Genomic DNA, 18,139 nt, shown 5'->3' with positions numbered 1-18,139 from the left:
TAATGATAAGTATAGATATCTTTTACAGCAATTCCTAAGGAGTGTGAGGTATGTTAAAAAAATCTTTATCGGTACTATCCGCTTTAGCATTATCATCTTGTAGCATAGTTGGAATCAATAATACTCCTCAAGCTAAATATACAAATATTAAAAAAGATGATAATTTTTATGTTAGAGTTTATGCTCCTCTTACTGAAGCTCAAGTAACTGTCGAAGACTCTGACTATAAATCTGCTGTCAACAAAGGTTTTGGCTACTTGTTTAGATACATAACTGGTGCAAACATTGCTAAACAAGATATACAAATGACCGCTCCTGTCAAAATAGAACAATCTTCACAAAAAATTCAGATGACAGCTCCAGTAATGATAGCTGGAGACGATAAATCATGGACTATAGCTTTTGTATTACCGGCTCAATATACTCTACAAAATGCTCCAAAACCAACTAGTGATAAAATCAAATTGGTTGAGAAACCTGAAACTAAAATGGCGGTAATTACATTTAGTGGTTTCCTAGACAAAGACTCTATAGATAGCAATACTACTAAACTTAAAACATGGATAAAAGCCAACAATTACGAGATAGTCGGTCAACCTGAGGCAGCTGGGTATAATCCGCCATGGACAATACCATTTTTACGTACTAATGAAATTATGATACCGATAAAATAACATCTCTATTTCAAATATCAAAACATGATTTCAATAAAGCTTTAACCTTATCTAATCCTAGCTCATTCATCAAATCAATATTTCTTTGAGGTATATCATCAGGATTTGGATAGTTTGCTATTACTCTCTCAAGAGACTCTTCACGAATCAAGTGCAACATCGGATAAGGCGAACGGTTTGTATAATTCTCAACATCATTTAAGTCTACCCCTTCAAACTGATAGTCAGGATGAAAACTTGCTATCTGATAAACTCCTTCTAATGACATATCAATCAAAAGGTTATCTGTATCATATAGAAAGTCATTGTAGTCGTAGAAGTCTTGTAAAATATACGGATGAATAACTAAAGTTGTCTCAATATTCGTGTCACTCTCTAATTGCTCTAGTTCTGTCTGTACTTCTGCTAATAATTGATCTGTATTTGTTGCTTCTGAGACAAAATAACGAACTCTATTTTTAACAACTTCACGCTTAGCGAATGGGCAAAGATTCATTCCGACAACAAATGTCTTGACCCAATTTTGTGTAGCAGTAATTATTTGCTGTTTACCCATGTCCAATATCAATAATAAGATTTACTTACCATTATACTCTTTTGTCATAATAAGTTTGTATATAAAAATCTCTTCAGTAAGTTACATAGCTTAATTTCTGCTAAAATAAAGTTACAAATATATAACTAGCAACTAGAAGAAATATGGAAAAAGTAAACTTCACATCTCATGGATGTAATATATCAGCACAGCTATACAAGCCTGAAAACTTTGATCAAAATAGTAAATATCCTGCGATAGTTTTATGTCATGGTTTTGCCGGTTTCAAGGAAGTATTACTACCTGCGTATGCAGAAGCTTTTGCAAAGGCTGGATATGTTGTACTTAACTTTGACTATAGAGGTTTTGGCGAGAGCGAAGGCGAAAGAGGTCGACTAGTACCAAAACTACAAATCGAAGATATTCATTCTGCGATTAATTATATAGCTGGTCTTGATTTTGTTGACTCTAATAAGATCGGGCTTTGGGGTACTTCTTATGGTGGTGCTAATGCTATCACAGCAGCTGCACAAAATGACCTTGTCAAATGTTTATCAGTTCAGCTGACTTTTGCTAATGGTGAGAGAGTAATAACAGGTAATATGTCTGATGAAGAAAAAGAAAAATTCATTGGCATGATAGATAAAATGCTAGCTAAGAAAGAAAAAACTGGCAAAGAAATGATGGTGCCATTACATAAGGTACTAACAGATGAGCAATCTAAAGGCTTCTATGAAAGATATAGTAAAGAGTATGATGCTTTTGATATTAAGATTCCATTTCTGACAGTTAATGAAACTATGTCGCATAAACCTGAGAACTATATTGGCGATCTAAAAATCCCTGTACTAATAGTTGCCTCTGATACTGACTCTGTAAATCCAGTTGAAGAGTCGCATATTTTATATGAAAAAGCTAATGAACCAAAAGAGCTAATGATTCTAGAGGGTATTAGTCATTATGAATGTTATGAGGGCGAACCTCTACAAAAGATATTAGCTAAGCAAATTGCTTGGTTTGATGAGTATGTAAAATAACTCGTTTTGTCACTCTACGACTAGATCGTAGAATCTAATTCTTATTTTCAGTTTAAACTCTCAAGTGGATCCTATGGTCAAGCCATAGGATGACTAAAAACTACCCCGTCTTGCTTCGCAAGCCACCCCTTCAATATTTGAAGGGGAATCAGCACATTAGCGGTTAGTAGTGTCAAAAGCAAATGATTAGAAAATAAAACTGTTTAAACGAAGTGAGTTTTTTATTTTCCATTTGATTTTGACTACGATAGCGTAGTGCTAGGCAGTTTTGCATACTTTTTCTGCCATGAAAAAAGTATGTCGCTATAACTTACGCAGTAAGTAGCGAAATATTTTATAAATCGTTGTTTGATCTCTTAATTTCAAAACCTTTAGGTTCTAAATATTTATTTAACTTATTAAAGTATCTATCATTTTCTTTAGTGTTGACTATCGGTAATAATTCTTTTCCTACTTTACTAAGTTGTACTCCATAGATTTTTAAATTACTATCTACATTATCTTTTTTATCTAAAATATAATTACTCAAACAACTAGTTATACTACAGTCTATATCCGTAGCTTCTGCTGAGTAACGAAACTCTCTCCAACAATTATAATCTGATGTTATAAGTCCATATTCTTCTAATAAATTTAGATCAGTAAATCCTAGTCCAAAATTAATTAATGAATTATTACCCGCTGTTCCATCTAGGGAGCAAACTTTAGCATCAATTATTTCCTTATCAACCCTAAATACAAGACAACATGAACATAGTCTATTAAACAAGTTAGCTATAGCTTTATCTAGTTCTTCTAATATTTTTAATGCCTTAATAGAAAAAGAGCCCGGAGTTTCAGCTTCTCTTGCTAATATCTCTGACCACATTTTTTGCATTTCTTCGCTAGATATATCCTCTGAAATCCTAGTAAATTTATTAAACCATTCTTGATCAATATCTAAAATTTTATTTGGATCAGCATTATTATCTTTTAGTTTATGGCAAGCTTCATAAAAACATACTAACCTATTATACTTTCTAGCAGCTAAAATGGGATCTTCTTGTCCATCCATTACTTCTTTAGCTAATTGGCTTTTATATGTTTTTTTATTATAAACATCTAATTTTTTAATACTGTTAGCTATACCATCATATATTTTAAGCTGAAGATTTTTACAGATTGGATTTTTAACTTTAATATCAAAACTCATGATTAAACTCTAAGCACTGTCCTCTTTGATCACTCACAACCTTACCTTTATGATATTTCACTACACCATTTACAATTGTTGTCTGGACTTTTGATTGGAAAGTAACACCATCAAATGGAGTCCAACCACATTTATAATGACAGCATTCATCTGTCACAGTATGTGGATCATTAAGATCTACTAATACTAGATCGGCATGATACCCTTCACGGATAAAACCACGATCTTTTACTTTGTAGACAATTGCTGGAGCATGAGCTGTCTTTTGTACGACCTGCTCAAGAGTTAAGAAACCATTGTGATAATGCTCTAATACTGAGATAAGAGCCTGCTCAACAAGTGGCAAGCCTGCCGGAGCTTTGAAATAAGTACCTTGTTTCTCTTCCCAAGTATGAGGTGCGTGATCTGTAGCAATCACATCGATAGTGTCATTAGCAACACATTCAAGAAGCTTCAAACGATCGCTCTCTTCTTTGATTGCTGGGTTACATTTGATACGTGAACCCTTATCAGCATAATCTTTACGTGAGAAGAATAAATGATGAGCACAAACTTCCGCAGTGATTCTCTTTTCCTCAAGAGGAATAGTATTATCAAAATGTACCATCTCTTCAGCTGTAGTTAGATGTAGCACATGTAATCTTGAGTTATATTTCTTTGCTAAACCAACTGCAAGCTCAGATGATTTAAAACATGCCTCACGCGAGCGAATCTCTGGATGTAAGTCAAAAGGTACATTTTCACCATATTTCTCACGTGCCTTATTTTCATTCTCAGTAATTATTGGTGTATCTTCACAGTGCGTCACGATAAGTAACGGACTATCTTTGAAAAAGCCTTCTAAAGTCTCAGGATTATTCACTAGCATATTACCAGTTGAAGCACCCATAAAGATCTTAATAGCACAAGCATCATTTGGCTTTAGTCGTTTTAGTTCTTCGACATTATCATTTGTCGCACCTAGATAAAAAGCATAGTTTGCATGTGATCTAGCTGCAGCACGCTCTTTTTTCTCATCTAAACGCTCTACAACTGTAGTAGCGGGATTCACATTTGGCATCTCCATATATGATGTAATTCCACCCATTACAGCAGCACGAGATTCTGACTCAATATCTCCCTTATGCATAAGACCAGGCTCTCTAAAATGTACCTGATCATCTATCATACCTGGTAGTAGATGAAGACCTGTCGCATCTATAATTTTATCTGCTGATTTGTCTATATTTGCGGCAACTTGAGAGATCTTGCCATTCTCTACTAAAACATCAGATTTAAATGTTTTGCCTTCATTTACAACTGTAGCATTTTTGATAAGTAAACTTTGTTTTGACATTTTTTCCTCCTTTATAATCTATCAAAATTATAAAGAACCATAGTATAAATCGCCATATTTAAAAGTAATATTTATCTAATCGTTCATGTTAATATGTCTAATAGGTTAATCACTACCAATTAGAGATAGTATGAATAAAGTTGAGCCTAATAATAATCAATACTGGTTAGATAGATGGCAAAATAATGATGTCGATTTTTGTCAAGAAGCTCCTAATGAATTCTTGGTTAAACACTTTTCTAGATTAAATATAAACAGCTCTTCAGTATGTCTGGTGCCAATGTGTGGCTGTAGTATAGATATGCTGTACTTTTTGTCTAAGGATGTTAAAGTAGTCGGTATCGAACTTTCAGAAAAAGCTGTTTTAGCATTTTTTAGCCAAAATAATATCAAATATAAAATTACCGAAGAGAGTGACTATAAGTGTTACAAAGGTAATGATATTGAGATATATGTAACAGATATTTTTAACTTACCTAAAATAATCAAAAATTTACTAACTTTTGATATTTGGTACGACCGAGGTGCTTATATTGCTTTGCCAGAAGATATAAGAACTAGATACGCAAAGATGATGCTACAAGTATGCTCTAAGAATACTCAAGTACTCCTATTGGTAATGGAGCATGACAAAAAATCTCGGACTCCTCCATATAGTGTTACTCAAGCTGAGCTAATAAAGAACTTCTCTCCAAATATTGAATTTGAGCTAATTGATAGTAAGCCAAGAGAATGTATTCCTGACTATAGAAAGGCCGAAGGAATGACAGAGCAATATTACACCGCTTATTTAAAAAAATGAAAACCATGATGAATTAGATTTTTCTGGCTTTTGGGTGAATTTATCGTTGATGTTTTGCATATATTTATTTAGAACATCTAGTGTACAACTGCCATCCTCATCCATAATTGGTAATTTAACATATTCACCATCATATCTAAGTTTAACTTTGTAAGTATCGCCATCTTTGAAAAGCTCAAACTGTAGATTGCTTGCATAGCCTGGTGCTTCTTGTAGAGGTACTCCTAGAGCTCCCATAACCTCCAAAAGAGTCAAATCATGACCTGAGTAATAAGTCATTTTATATTTAGATTTACCATCAGCAGCATTATTTAAATCTTCAATTATTCTATTAGTAAGTTCACCGCCCATAATATAGGCAACTTTTTGTGATTTGAACTGTTGTGCTAAACCCCAATCTGTAAGAGCAATTATCTGATTAGCATCTTCTTGAGATAATCCTTTTGGTAGAGGTTTACCATGCGCTTTGGCAACTATCAAAACATCTCCTACTGTAATAACATCATTTAAACCTGATATTTTATTACCTAATATTTGCTGCCATTTTGCAAAGTTAGGTTCTGCTTCTTTAGTCTTATCTTGCCATACTTTAGAGTTATAGATATATTCTCTCAACACAGCTAGATACTGCTCATAAGGAAACTGTATAAGCTTAGATTCAGCTGATAAAGTCATAATTGGAATCGGTTGAAAACCTCCATTAATAGCATACTGTCCGTTATCTAAAGCTGGACCAGTACCTGCTGGATATAGCCCCATTAATAAACTTTGCGCACTCTCTACAGTGCGATTAGTATGGCTAGATAATACAAAAATACTCTGATTTTGATATTCAGTAGAAAGTAATTTAAAGTTTTTGATATATCTTTGTCTTAGCTGACTACCTAGATTAAACTCTTGATTCATACCAATCGGAGTAAGCTCAGACAGTCCTGTTCCCCAATCATATTCAGCATTTTTAATATTTGCAAAAGGCGCTCTATCACCATGGCGTGTAATCATCGATACAAAAACTAGCTTACCCTCTGAGTAACCTAGTGGTATTAACAAAAATAGTAATGTGAAAGTCGCAATAATTTTTTTCATAACTTTGTTGAGAAGTCTTTTTAAATAATTCACATATATTAACATTTTAAAAAATGAAAACTATGATTTTATAGGTTGATACAATTATTTGTCAGATCGACTTAGATAAATTGTTGCATATCAGAATATCTTATATATAAAATCAAAATAACATATTTTTATTTATAACAAAACTCTGTAATAATAGTCACATCTTAATACAGAACATATTTTAAAAGGTAATTAGAAATGAAAAAAGCAGTCTTAGTAATCACAATTAGTTTAGCAACTTTAAATTTTGGTTTTAGCTTATATCAAGTTGGTGGTACGAACTCTAGCTCTTTCCCACCTCCTGTTATGCAATTAGCATAGTTTTTTACACTAAATTTCCCAAAAACTCTCCTACAAATATCTAGCACAAGCATAAACCAAATATCACAATTCCTACAGCAGATATTTAAATGTGCATTTCTATAATAGGTGTTTTTAAACTATGAAAGTGAAAAATCAAAAGAGATAAAAATTAATTGTAGTATAAAAATAGCTTTAAAACTAGACCAAAATCAACTTTAGTCAAAACTTGAGAAAACAGCCTTTACATATAGGTCTCGAATGCCTACAATACTTTCAATTTGCCTATTAACTTTGTAAAAAGTAATGACAGAAAAGTTTTTCAAATATTTTTTCTTCCAATTCAATTCATCACAAAAAGGTTGTTTTTATTATGATATTAGCTAACGATATGACTAATGCTATATTGGTTTTCCCAGATGGTACATACTATCTTGGTAGATCAATAGGAGTTCGTGGTTGGACAGACGGCGAAATTTGTTTCAATACATCAATGACAGGTTATCAAGAAACTCTTACAGACCCTTCTTATGCTGGTCAGATAATCACATTTACATTCCCTCACATAGGTAATGTAGGTATCAATAACGAAGATAACGAATCACTAGGTGTATTTGCTAAGGGTCTAATTGTTAGAGAAAATCTAACTAGCCCATCAAACTTTAGATCAAAAAAACATATAGATACATGGCTAAAAAATAGAAATATAGTAGGTATCTGTGGTGTTGATACGCGTGCTATAGTACGTAAAGTGCGTAAAGAAGGTGCGGTAAGAGTTGCTATACTTTCAGTCAAACCAGGTGAGTTTCTAGATGCAAACTATGTCAGATCGCGTATCAAAAACAAATCAAACCTAAATGGTAGAGACCTTGCAATCAGTGTAACTACAAATAGAGAATATGATTGGAATGAGCATACATTCTCACTAGGCCAACAAGTATACAAACAACAAGAAAGCTATAAGTATAGTGTTGTAGTTATCGATTATGGCGTCAAATACAATATTCTGAGAAACCTAGTAGATGCTGGTTTTAAGGTAACTGTAGTACCTGCTGATAGTACTTATGAAGATATTATGAAACACAATCCTGATGGGGTGTTTTTATCAAATGGTCCTGGAGATCCATTTGCTACTTCTGATTACACTATGCCTGTAATCAAAAAACTTCTAGAAGTTAAGATGCCAATATTTGGTATCTGTTTAGGTAACCAACTATTAGCTCTAGCTGCCGGCCTAAAAACTAAAAAAATGCACAAAGGTCATCGTGGTGTAAACCAACCAGTACTCGATGCTGATACTAAGAAAGTTCTTATCACCAGCCAAAACCATGGTTTCGTGGTATGTGATGATGTAGTACCAGATAATATTGAGATTCATATGAGCTCACTATTTGATGGCACAGTTGAGGGATTGAGATTCAAAGACAGACCAGCTTTTGCGGTACAGTATCACCCAGAGAGCTCACCTGGTCCGCATGACTGTAAATATCTATTTAATGAATTTGCCGAGATGATAGCAGATAGTGAAAAAGGGAATTAATAAAATGCCAAAAAGAACAGATATAAAAAGTATTTTAGTTTTAGGTGCTGGTCCAATTGTTATTGGTCAAGCATGTGAGTTTGATTACTCAGGGACTCAAGCATGTAAGGTCTTAAAAGAAGATGGTTACACCGTCTATCTAGTAAACTCAAATCCTGCGACAATCATGACAGATCCTACAACGGCAGATAAGATCTTCATCGAACCGATTACAGTCGAGAGTGTTGGCAAAATCATAGCTAGAGAAAAACCAGATGCAATCTTACCTACAGTAGGTGGTCAGACAGCGCTTAATTGCGCTCTAGAATTAGATAAAGCTGGTATCCTAGAAAAATATAATGTCGAAATGCTTGGAGCAAAAGCTGACTCTATCGATAAAGCAGAAAATAGAGAAAGATTTAACAAAGCTATGGCAAAAATTGGTCTTGAAGTACCTAGAAACGTTGTAGTACAAACTATGGAGCAAGCTTATAAAGCTCTAGAAGATATCGGTTTACCAGCTATTATCAGACCATCATTTACACTTGGTGGTAGTGGTGGTGGTATCGCTTATACAAAAGAAGAATTTGAAAAAATTGTCAAAAATGGTCTAAGCCTATCGCCAACAAATGAAGTACTAATAGATGAGTCAATATTAGGTTGGAAAGAGTATGAAATGGAAGTCATCCGTGATAAAGCTGATAATTCTATTATTATATGCTCAATTGAAAACATTGACCCAATGGGTATCCATACTGGTGATAGTATCACAGTAGCACCAGCACTTACTTTGACAGATAAAGAATACCAAATCATGCGTGATGCTTCTATCGCTGTACTTAGAGAGATAGGTGTCGAAACAGGTGGCTCAAATGTACAATTTGCAGTAAACCCAGAGACTGGAAAGCTTGTTGTAATCGAGATGAACCCAAGAGTATCTAGATCATCAGCATTAGCATCAAAAGCTACTGGTTATCCTATTGCAAAAGTTGCAGCAAGATTAGCGGTTGGTTATACACTTGATGAAATTGATAACGATATAACAAAAGTTACTCCAGCATCATTTGAGCCAACTATTGACTATATCGTTACCAAAATTCCTAGATTTACATTTGAGAAATTCCCTACTACACCGTCAAACTTATCTTCACAGATGAAGTCTGTTGGTGAAGCTATGGCAATTGGTAGATCTTTCACAGAAAGTTTACAAAAAGCTCTTGTATCACTTGAAACTGGTTTAACAGGTCTTGATCAAGTTGAAATAGCAGGTGTAAGTGAATCAAATACTAAACAAGAAAACCAAGCAGCTATCTTAAAATCATTAGAAGAGTTATCTCCTATGAGAATACTAAGAGTAGCTCAGGCTCTTAGATACGGTATATCTCAACAAGAAATTTATAATGCTTGTAAAATAGACCCTTGGTTTATTGAGCAAATCGCTATCATAGTAGATGCTGAAGAGAAACTTAAAAAAACAGGTCTACCAAATAGCAAAGAAGAATTCTCTATTTATAAAAATCTAGGATTCTCTGATGCAAAAATTGCTGAACTTGTTGGCAGAACTGAAAGATATATTAGAAACTTTAGATTTGGTAAAGAAATCTACCCTACTTTTAAAAGAGTAGATACTTGTGCTGCTGAGTTTGACTCTAAATCATCTTATTTATATTCAACTTATGAGCACTATAGCTACGAAGAAATCGTTCGCGACTGTGAATCAGAAATATCTGATAAGAAAAAAGTTATAATTCTCGGTGGTGGACCTAACCGTATTGGTCAAGGTATTGAGTTTGATTATGCTTGTGTTCATGCTGCTAAATCTCTCAAAGAAGAAGGTATCGAAACTATCATGATTAACTGTAACCCTGAGACAGTTTCTACAGATTACGATACTTCTGATAAATTATACTTTGAACCATTGATGGCTGAAAATGTTCTTGATATTATCAAAAATGAAATGCGTAAAGGCGAAGTGCTAGGTGTAATTGTACAGTTTGGTGGTCAAACTCCTTTGAAACTTGTATCAGCTCTTCATGAAAACAACATCCCTATACTAGGTACAGATCCAGATAAAATTGATCTAGCAGAAGATAGAGAAAGATTCAAAGAACTACTAGATATAGTTGGGTTGAAACAACCTCTAAATACTATTGCCTATACAATTAATGAACTTAAGAAAAAAATTGTAAATGTTGGCTACCCTGTTGTTGTAAGACCTTCTAATGTATTAGGTGGCAGAGCAATGGAGATTGTTCATTCAAAAGAAGAACTTGATGCATATATTAAGACTAATGCTAAATGTATTCTTGAAGGTCCTATTTTGATTGACAAATTCCTAGAAAATGCAACTGAACTAGATGTCGATGCTTTAGCTGATGGTGGTGATCGCGTATTTGTTGCGGGTATTATGGAGCATATTGAAGAGGCAGGTATTCACTCTGGAGATTCGGCTTGTTCTATCCCTACTCGCTCATTATCAGATGAACAAATCGAAGAGGTTAAGCAGGCAACTATCAAGTTAGCTAGAGAGCTAAATGTCATAGGTCTAATGAATGTCCAATTTGCATATCAAAATGGTGAGCTATATGTAATCGAGGTAAACCCTAGAGCATCAAGAACTGTACCATTTGTAGCCAAAGCTACTGGTAATAGTATCGCAAATATCGCTACTAAGCTTATGCTTGGTAAGAAGCTATCTGAATTTATCTTAAACAACCCTATACCTAGACATTTCTCTGTCAAAGAGGCAGTATTCCCATTTGGCAGATTTGCTGATGTAGACTGCTATTTAGGCCCTGAAATGAAATCTACAGGTGAGGCAATGGGTATGGATAGATCTTTTGGAGTAGCATTCTATAAGGCTCAAGAAATGTCTTTTAATAAACTACCATTAAAGGGCAATATTCTAATATCTGTAAGTGATGCTGATAAACCAAAAATAATAGGACCTGTTAAAGAGCTGATAGAACTAGAATTTAACATCTTTGCGACAAAAGGTACTGAGCGCTTCTTAAAAGAAAATGATATTGAGTGTAAGCTTTTTGATAAGGCTTCAGATAATATCGGCAATAATCAAGTACACAGTACTGTCAAAGCTATTGAAGCAGGCGAAGTCGATCTGCTTGTTAATACATCAATTAGACAAGAACTAAACATCAGTTTAGCTCTAAGAAGAGCTGCTATTATGAGTAGAGTTTCTTATGTTACAACAATTGGTGCTTTTGAAGCTTTTGTTACCGCTGTTAGAGATATGCGCAAAATCAATAATGATTTTGATGTTAAAACTGTTAAAGAGTGGATTAATAGTTAAAGTGTGTCATCCTATGGCTTGACCATAGGATCGATTGCTTTTTTAAAAACTACCACGTCAGTCTTCGACTGTCACCCCTTCGTACCAAAGGGGAATAATCTTCTGGAGTATCAAAATGCTATCATTTCAAAAGCTTCTGCGAGGCGATCAAATTACCAAAGATGATTTATATAAACTATTTCATCAAGCTGATATTTATAAAGATAAACTAACCCATTCAGAACCTATCAGAGATTTAGAAGGCAAAATATTAGCATCTCTTTTCTTTGAACCAAGCACTAGAACTAGATTCTCTTTTGAGTCTGCTATGAATAGACTTGGTGGCAAAGTTATATCACTAGAAAATGGTGCTTCTAGCTCTACTCAAAAAGGTGAAACTCTTGATGACACAGGTAGAATGATGGATCAGTATGCAGATATTATAGTGATGCGCCATCCTAAACCACACAGTGTTGAAGAGTTCTCAAAATATGTCAGCTCTCCTGTGATAAATGCTGGCGATGGCGAGAATGAACATCCTACCCAGTCATTAGTTGATTTATACACTATCTACTCTGAGAAAGGCTCTCTTGATAACCTAAAAATTGGATTTTTAGGAGATCTAAAATATGGTCGTACAGTTCATTCATTAACCAACATTCTAGCTAAATATAATGCTACATTTAAATTCATATCTTCAAAAGAACTACAAATCCCAGAGAAACTTAGAGATTTTGTTGAGAAAAATGGCAATTCTTTCACAGAATTAGAGCAAGTAAATTGTGATGCCTTAGAAGATTTAGATGTACTATATGTAACTCGTGTTCAAAGAGAGAGATTTCCAAATGAAGAGAGTTATTTAGAAAATAAAGATTTATGCTACTTAGATAGAAAGCATATTTCCACTACTAGTAACTTTATAATCCTTCATCCTCTACCTAGAGTTGATGAGATGGATAGATCTATAGATGAACTTGAGTGTGCAAAATACTTTGAGCAAATCAAATATAGTGTTCCTATCAGAATGTCTCTATTATCATTACTTCTAAAATCACAAAACTAAATTTAATTAAATATTTATCACTTTGTTTTTTGACAATCTCTTCTTTTTACATTAAATTTTATTAATTATTTTTGAACATGACTTATAGATTGTTAATTATTAGCTTTCTGTAAGTTTTTTTATTTTTAACTAGATATTTACTATGAAAAGAAATGAAGACTTTATGTGGTCTCTTAGCCTCTTTGGTACGGCTATTGGGGCTGGCATACTTTTTTTACCGATTCAAACAGGAATTTCAGGAATTATACCAATACTTATAGTATTAGTTTTTATTTTTCCAATGGTGTTTTTGTCACATCGTGCATTATGTAGATTTGTTATATCTAACCCAAATACTGATTCTGATATTACCGTAGTCGCCGATGACTATTTTGGTAAATTTGGTGGTATTATTTTTAATATTTTATATCTATTTGCTATATTGCCTATACTATTAGTTTATAGCGTTGGTATTACAAATACTCTAGCTAGTTTTTTCAAATATCAGCTTCACTATGATATACAAAATAGATTCCTTTTAAGCTTTTTCACGATACTTTCGTTAATCTTTATAATTAACTTTGGTCAGAAACTAATTATTCGCGTGATGAGCTTTTTGGTTTTCCCATTTATCATAGCATTATTAGTGCTTTCACTATGGATGATTCCATACTGGAATATTAATATTTTACGCAATAGCTTTGAATATAATCATACTTTTTCGGGTGTTTTATTAGCTATTTGGATAATCATGCCAATACTAATATTCTCATTTAATCACTCGCCAATTATTTCATCGTTAGCTGTTTATTCAAAAACAAAATATAAACAAGATGCTGATAAAAAAGCATCGAGAATTATTGCTTTTAGTAATATTCTAATGATTGTTACCGTAGTCATATTTGTATTTAGTTCAATGCTAACTCTGTCTCCTGATGACTTAATAGCCGCAAAAGAAGAGAATGTTTCTATATTATCGTATCTAGCAAGCCATTTTGATGACTACTCCCTAGATTATATAGCTCCATTAGTTGCTATAGTAGCTATGAGCAAGTCTTTTTTTGGTCATTATTTAGGCTCAAAAGAAGGTATAGACGGTATAGTTTGCAAAATCTCAAAAAACTCAATCAGTCAAAAAACTATAAAACCAATTACACTATCTATAGTATTTTTGTCATGTTGGTTAGTTGCTTACTTAAACCCAAATATATTAGATATGATATCTAGTATTGGAGGTCTTGTTTTAGCTGTAATACTATTTATTATGCCTATCTATAGCATTTATAAAATCAAATATCTAAAGCAATATAAAAATCTACTTGCTGATAGTTTCATACTTTTTGTTGGTATTGTTGCATTATCTTCAGCTATCTATGTTTTATTTTAGAATCATACTTAAGATTTGACATTTATCATAATAAAGTATAAATTGTATCCACCCAAATGGGGGCGAATATGGTTTCGACATGAATGTCAAAATCTAAGGTGCATGTCGAGGAAGTACCGTAACCTCGTTAATAACAGTACAAATGCCAATAATAACTGGCAACAAAAAAGCAAACCGCGTAGCGGCTAACGACAGCAACTTTGCTGCTGTTGCTAAAGCTGCCTAGTCTAGCTTAATAACCTAGAGACGCACGGATATGATAGTCTTTCTTATGACACTATCTTTACATCCGTTCATATTCCGCATAAGACGGTCTTTGCTTTTTGTCTGGGAGTTAAGGCTGTATTTAACAGACTCGCTAACTATTACCCTGGCTAATTGGGGAGTAGTCAAGCTAAACTCAAATAGATTAGCCTAAACATGTAGATCCAAGGATAGAGAGTTTGTGGACGCGGGTTCAAGTCCCGCCGCCTCCACCAGTTATATTCAATTTTTTTGAGTAGTAATTTTTAAATAGTTATTATTTAAATATAGGAACTCAGGTATAGATTTTAATGAAAAATATATTAACTTTTGCTCTCATTATTACATTATTAGGCAGCTGTACTTTAATAAATGATAGAAATGTAACTTCTAGCACAACTCCTCTTGTACAGAGACAACAAAGTTCATTACTTACTAATAAAACCCAAGGTAACAAACCATTTTTTGATTCTCTCAAGTATGCCTAACTACTAACTTTGTCATTAAAAAGTTGCTGTGATTGATTAGATACCTTTTGTTTATTTTCACTACTACTTTGTTCTGTATTCTGATTTGCATTTTCAATATTTTGTCGCATAAGCTCTAAATTTTTAGCGTATATTGAATTAAATGACAATATGACGATAAGAGTAATCAAAAATTTTTTCATATTGGTTATCCTTTTTATAAAACTGTTAAATAATAACTCTAACCAAGAAAATATAAACATGCAACTGATATTTTTTACAATAAAAAGTTTATTCTTTTTGAAAATATTTTATAGAATAGTCATCAATTATTAATTTAAGATATTTATAAAAATGATTAAAAAATATTCTTTACTATTTGCTATAGGACTTATTTGGGGCTCACAATTTATCTTTCAAAAAGAAGCTATTGAACATTTCCCTCCAATTTTGATTGCTTTTGCTAGATCATTTATTGGTTGTTTGATTCTTTGTTTTGTTTGTTATTTTTTAGGTTTAAAATCTAAATCATTCAAAAAAGATTTTGCTATTTACTCCTTAATTGCTTTTCTTGAAGCTACAATGCCTTTTATGCTAATACCATGGGGTCAAAAATTCACTAGTCCATCCATTACCGCTATTTTGACAGGGACAGTACCATTTTTTGTTGTTTTACTCGGACCATTAGTAGTTAACTCTAGAATAACTTTTGCTAATATTTTAAGTATTTCAGTCGGATTTATTGGTTTATTAGTATTATTTTATCCAAATTTAGTAGCTGATAATCATTCAATAAATATATATGGGATATTAGCAATACTATTAGCAACTACATCCTTTGCTCTAGCTTTATTACTTTTAAGTAAATCTTGTTTCCACGATAATCCTATTATTGTTTCAAGAAATATTCTTATTGCTTCAACCTTACAGTTATCTATCTTATTGATTATATTTAAACCAAGCTATGCTAGCATTCATTCTTCTACTTTTGCACTATCTTCTTTAGTATATTTAGGTATATTTTGTGCTGGTATTGTATATTTTCTTTATGCTTCTTTGATAAAAGTTGCAGGTCCAGTTTTTACCTCTTTTACTAACTATTTAGTACCTTTGTTTGGAGTTATCTTTGGTATATTAATCAACCATGATCCTTCTAACATAACTGTTTGGATATCTTTAATCATCATCCTATCTGCTGTTAGTCTTAACTACATAACTAAACACTAATCATTATTTATCATTTATTATTTTCTATGCTAGATCTCTACTTCTTTGATAAAATATAAATGCCATTAAAAATCTTAGGAGAATAGAAATGAAATGTCCATTTAAAGAAAATGATTCTTGCTGTAAGCAATTTTGGTTTTGTGCGTTAGCTGTTTTTTTAACAGTTTTAGGAGTTGCTGTCGCTTTGAAAATTATAACGCTGATTTTATGTATATTTCCTGGTTCTGTACACGAAAATACATGGCTTGTAGTTATATCTATCGTTTTAGTATTATTTGCCGCTAAATACCATAAAAAAGGCTGTGGTTCTAAATGTGACTGTCCTTGTAACAAAAATCAGGCTAATAAATGTTGTGATTCAAATAAAGAAAATTCTGCTGAATAAACCTTTGGGAATCTATTTTTTATAACTAATTATTCTATTTATGTCTTATAATATTTATATATTCAAATTCTTTTTTCTAAAATTTTTCAATGCAATATTTAGAACAAAACTGTAAATTAACATTAAGTGAGAGTTTAGAAGAATATAATAAAAATTATTCTTTTTTAAACTCAAATGATGGTCATGATGAAGCTAGCAAATGGTTTAGAAATCATGATATCACACATATTTTATTTGGGACCGTTCCTTTTGAGATTAGAGGTGAAGCTATAAATGATACTTGGACTTTAGTAGGTACTAATGTCACACTCAAGGGTTACAAAAAATTTTTTAATTTTGTTGATTATAAAACTGTTATAAATAGTTATCTCAAAAAATATAAATATAAGTTTATTGTCTACTTAGCAATGATTAAACATATTCCAGTATATTTATTAACAGTGTTTAGGGCTTATAGAATGTCAAAAAAATGGGATTGGTATAATTATGACAAATATCTAAATACTCCTCTATCAGACATAAGAAAAGAGTTTAATATAAAGGTAATAAAACCTTAGTTTTAAAACCATTTTAATTTCTTAAACAAATATACTTGTAATATTACAATAAATAACAAGATAGCTAAAAATATCCAAAAAGCATATTCATTTTGTGATCCTGGTATTCCAGCAACATTTATTCCTAATAATCCTGTTAAAAAACTTAAAGGCAAAAATATAGCAGCAATAATAGATAGAAAATACATTTTTTTATTAAGTTTATCACTTAATGTATTACTGATTTGATCTTTTACTACTTGTAATCGATCACGTGCTTCATCTAAATCCTCTACGTACCTCATTACATAATTATATATTTCAACTAAATAGCGTTTATGTGAGTTCGATAACCAACTTAAATTACTTAAACGTAATTGCTCAATTACATCTCTTTGTGGAACTATATACCGCCTAAAAATTATTGTCTGTTTTCGTAAATCTGCTATAGATTCTCTTAGGTCTATATCAATTATATCTACACTTTGCTCTTCTATATCTATGAGTTTATCATCAATATCAGCTAAGATAGACTCCATACGAATCGATAATTTTGCTACTAATACAGATATAAAATCAGCTGAATTTTTAGGACCTGTCTTATCTTCAAAGCTTTTTTTAATATCATCAAATAAATTTAAAGATCTAAATCGTGTACTAATTATACGATTTTTATCCATCCATAATCTTATTGAAATCATATCTTCCGGAGACTCATTTTTATTAGGATTCATTCCTCTTAAAATAATTAACATACCATCATTTATCTGCGTAAATCTAGGTCTTGTTTCTTCAGCAAGCAGCGCATCGGTAATAAAAGGATCTAAAGAATATAATTCTTTATTTAACCATTCTCTACTCTGAGGATTTTTAGCATCTAAATGCGTCCAAATAATTTTTTGATTTGTATTATTTAGTTGATTTGTATGTGGTTCTAATAAAGCTGCTCCACCTTGACCATCTAAAGCATAAGAAAACAAAATATGATCCATAGTTGTACATAAAATATATTAACTCTACATATTATAAATTTTAGCAGTATAAATTGGTGT

17 protein-coding genes and 1 other RNA gene are annotated in these 18,139 nt (G+C 32.3%); 12 read left to right on the top strand and 6 right to left on the bottom strand.

Going from position 1 to position 18,139, the window contains the following annotated elements:
- Positions 1-50 precede the first annotated feature (50 nt).
- Complete coding sequence (locus tag ACKTR7_RS06875) at positions 51-674, top strand: SOUL family heme-binding protein (protein ID WP_407877616.1); 624 nt, start codon at positions 51-53, stop codon at positions 672-674.
- Positions 675-684: 10 nt separating this feature from the next.
- Here the strand turns inward: ACKTR7_RS06875 and ACKTR7_RS06870 are convergent, their stop codons facing one another.
- Positions 685-1,230 carry a DUF1415 domain-containing protein gene (locus ACKTR7_RS06870; RefSeq protein ID WP_407877615.1) on the bottom strand — a complete coding sequence of 182 codons (546 nt, stop codon included), beginning with the start codon at positions 1,228-1,230 and terminating at the stop codon, positions 685-687.
- A 143-nt stretch (positions 1,231-1,373) separates the two neighbouring features.
- Between ACKTR7_RS06870 and uilS the strand changes: the two genes are divergently transcribed.
- A complete protein-coding gene (gene uilS / locus ACKTR7_RS06865; RefSeq protein ID WP_407877614.1) occupies positions 1,374-2,246 on the top strand; it encodes a UilS family quorum-quenching N-acyl-homoserine lactonase in 873 nt (290 codons plus the stop codon).
- A gap of 334 nt (positions 2,247-2,580) precedes the next feature.
- Here uilS and ACKTR7_RS06860 read toward each other — a convergent pair whose 3' ends face one another.
- Together ACKTR7_RS06860 and ACKTR7_RS06855 are read right to left on the bottom strand one after the other, a co-directional pair.
- Positions 2,581-3,438, bottom strand: coding sequence for a DUF2806 domain-containing protein (locus ACKTR7_RS06860; RefSeq protein WP_407877613.1), 858 nt, complete (start codon positions 3,436-3,438; stop codon positions 2,581-2,583).
- Complete coding sequence (locus tag ACKTR7_RS06855) at positions 3,428-4,774, bottom strand: dihydroorotase (protein WP_407877612.1); 1,347 nt, start codon at positions 4,772-4,774, stop codon at positions 3,428-3,430. Before ACKTR7_RS06855 ends, ACKTR7_RS06860 begins: the two co-directional genes overlap by 11 nt.
- Before the next feature lie 130 nt (positions 4,775-4,904).
- Between ACKTR7_RS06855 and ACKTR7_RS06850 the strand changes: the two genes are divergently transcribed.
- Entirely contained in the window at positions 4,905-5,576 is a 672-nt protein-coding gene (locus tag ACKTR7_RS06850) for a thiopurine S-methyltransferase (RefSeq protein ID WP_407877611.1), read from the top strand.
- Here the strand turns inward: ACKTR7_RS06850 and ACKTR7_RS06845 are convergent.
- Complete coding sequence (locus ACKTR7_RS06845) at positions 5,565-6,662, bottom strand: histidine phosphatase family protein (RefSeq protein ID WP_407877610.1); 1,098 nt, start codon at positions 6,660-6,662, stop codon at positions 5,565-5,567. The genes ACKTR7_RS06850 and ACKTR7_RS06845 overlap by 12 nt on opposite strands.
- A 228-nt stretch (positions 6,663-6,890) precedes the next feature.
- Between ACKTR7_RS06845 and ACKTR7_RS06840 the strand changes: the two genes are divergently transcribed.
- The 6 genes from ACKTR7_RS06840 (at position 6,891) to ssrA (ending at position 14,708) form a co-directional block, all read left to right on the top strand.
- The gene (locus ACKTR7_RS06840) at positions 6,891-7,013 is read left to right on the top strand and encodes a hypothetical protein (protein ID WP_269077519.1); all 123 of its coding nucleotides are present in this window, start codon (positions 6,891-6,893) and stop codon (positions 7,011-7,013) included.
- Positions 7,014-7,365: 352 nt separating this feature from the next.
- Positions 7,366-8,532 carry a glutamine-hydrolyzing carbamoyl-phosphate synthase small subunit gene (gene carA / locus ACKTR7_RS06835; protein WP_407877609.1) on the top strand — a complete coding sequence of 389 codons (1,167 nt, stop codon included), beginning with the start codon at positions 7,366-7,368 and terminating at the stop codon, positions 8,530-8,532.
- A gap of 4 nt (positions 8,533-8,536) precedes the next feature.
- Positions 8,537-11,821 carry a carbamoyl-phosphate synthase large subunit gene (gene carB, locus ACKTR7_RS06830; RefSeq protein ID WP_407877608.1) on the top strand — a complete coding sequence of 1,095 codons (3,285 nt, stop codon included), beginning with the start codon at positions 8,537-8,539 and terminating at the stop codon, positions 11,819-11,821.
- 115 nt (positions 11,822-11,936) lie between these two features.
- The gene (gene pyrB / locus ACKTR7_RS06825; RefSeq protein WP_407877607.1) at positions 11,937-12,863 is read left to right on the top strand and encodes an aspartate carbamoyltransferase; all 927 of its coding nucleotides are present in this window, start codon (positions 11,937-11,939) and stop codon (positions 12,861-12,863) included.
- 142 nt (positions 12,864-13,005) lie between these two features.
- Positions 13,006-14,229, top strand: coding sequence for an aromatic amino acid transport family protein (locus ACKTR7_RS06820; RefSeq protein WP_407877606.1), 1,224 nt, complete (start codon positions 13,006-13,008; stop codon positions 14,227-14,229).
- Positions 14,230-14,287: 58 nt separating this feature from the next.
- Positions 14,288-14,708, top strand: a transfer-messenger RNA (tmRNA) gene (gene ssrA / locus ACKTR7_RS06815).
- A 248-nt stretch (positions 14,709-14,956) separates the two neighbouring features.
- Here the strand turns inward: ssrA and ACKTR7_RS06810 are convergent.
- Positions 14,957-15,142, bottom strand: a complete 186-nt coding sequence (locus ACKTR7_RS06810; protein ID WP_407877605.1) for a hypothetical protein — start codon at positions 15,140-15,142, stop codon at positions 14,957-14,959.
- 151 nt (positions 15,143-15,293) lie between these two features.
- On the opposite strand from ACKTR7_RS06810, the gene ACKTR7_RS06805 reads away from it, so the two are divergent.
- From ACKTR7_RS06805 to ACKTR7_RS06795, 3 genes are all read left to right on the top strand, one after another.
- Positions 15,294-16,166, top strand: a complete 873-nt coding sequence (locus tag ACKTR7_RS06805; protein ID WP_407877604.1) for a DMT family transporter — start codon at positions 15,294-15,296, stop codon at positions 16,164-16,166.
- Positions 16,167-16,254: 88 nt separating this feature from the next.
- Positions 16,255-16,551 carry a hypothetical protein gene (locus ACKTR7_RS06800; protein WP_407877603.1) on the top strand — a complete coding sequence of 99 codons (297 nt, stop codon included), beginning with the start codon at positions 16,255-16,257 and terminating at the stop codon, positions 16,549-16,551.
- Between the two features lie 89 nt (positions 16,552-16,640).
- The gene (locus ACKTR7_RS06795) at positions 16,641-17,108 is read left to right on the top strand and encodes a hypothetical protein (RefSeq protein ID WP_407877602.1); all 468 of its coding nucleotides are present in this window, start codon (positions 16,641-16,643) and stop codon (positions 17,106-17,108) included.
- Between the two features lie 2 nt (positions 17,109-17,110).
- Here ACKTR7_RS06795 and ACKTR7_RS06790 read toward each other — a convergent pair whose 3' ends face one another.
- Positions 17,111-18,079, bottom strand: coding sequence for a zinc transporter ZntB (locus ACKTR7_RS06790; protein ID WP_407877601.1), 969 nt, complete (start codon positions 18,077-18,079; stop codon positions 17,111-17,113).
- Between the last annotated feature and the right edge of the window lie 60 nt (positions 18,080-18,139).

Origin of the sequence: Francisella sciaenopsi (assembly GCF_045862875.1) — a bacterium.
In the GTDB taxonomy this organism is placed as follows: Bacteria; Pseudomonadota; Gammaproteobacteria; order Francisellales; family Francisellaceae; genus Francisella; species Francisella sciaenopsi.
Note: the sequence above shows the minus strand (reverse complement) of the source record. Positions and strands in the feature narration are given on the sequence as shown.